Consider the following 680-nt stretch of genomic DNA (forward strand, 5'->3'; position numbering starts at 1 on the left):
ACGTAGAGCTCCCCGACCGCGCCAAACGGAACCGGCGCACCGTGTCCGTCAAGCAGATACACCCGCGTGTTCGCAATCGGACGGCCGATCGGGACAATGGCGCCATCAAACTCATCCGGACAACTCCACGCTGTCACGTCGATCCCAGCTTCGGTCGGACCGTACAGATTGTGCAGGCCTGTCCAAGGCAAGAGGCGCCGAACCTTATGCACACTGGCGGCAGGAAGCGCCTCGCCGCTGCATAAAACACGCCGCAGCGACGTGCAGCGGTCAACACTCTTCGCATCCATAAAACTGACCAGCATGGATGGCACGAAGTGAACCGTCGTGATGCGCTGGCTAACGATCAAGTCAACCAATGCAGCGGGATCTCTGTGCGCATCCGGAGGCGCCAGCACCAGGGTCGCCCCTTCAAGCAACGTCCAGAAGAACTCCCAGGCCGAGACATCGAAGCCAAATGGCGTCTTCTGCAACACGACATCAGTTGCCTTGAGACCATAGGCGTTTTGCATCCAGATCAGGCGATTAACGATAGCCCGATGCTCATTCTGTGCCCCCTTGGGGGTGCCGGTGGATCCGGAGGTGTAGATCACATAGGCGAGATGGCGCGAGGTCAGGCCGAGCGCACGCGGGTCCGGATCGGAGACCGGCAGGTTCGCCCACTCCGGCGTCGCCGTCTC

The 680-nt window shown here is 61.0% G+C and carries 1 protein-coding gene; it reads right to left on the reverse strand.

Translation table 11 applies throughout. From position 1 onward, the window contains the following. Positions 1 to 680, reverse strand: a 680-nt coding sequence (locus AB3X96_RS42555) for an AMP-binding protein (RefSeq protein WP_368594422.1), incomplete at both ends; no start/stop codon positions are given.

Source organism: Paraburkholderia sp. BR13439 (genome assembly GCF_040948805.1).
Taxonomy (GTDB): Bacteria; Pseudomonadota; Gammaproteobacteria; order Burkholderiales; family Burkholderiaceae; genus Paraburkholderia; species Paraburkholderia youngii.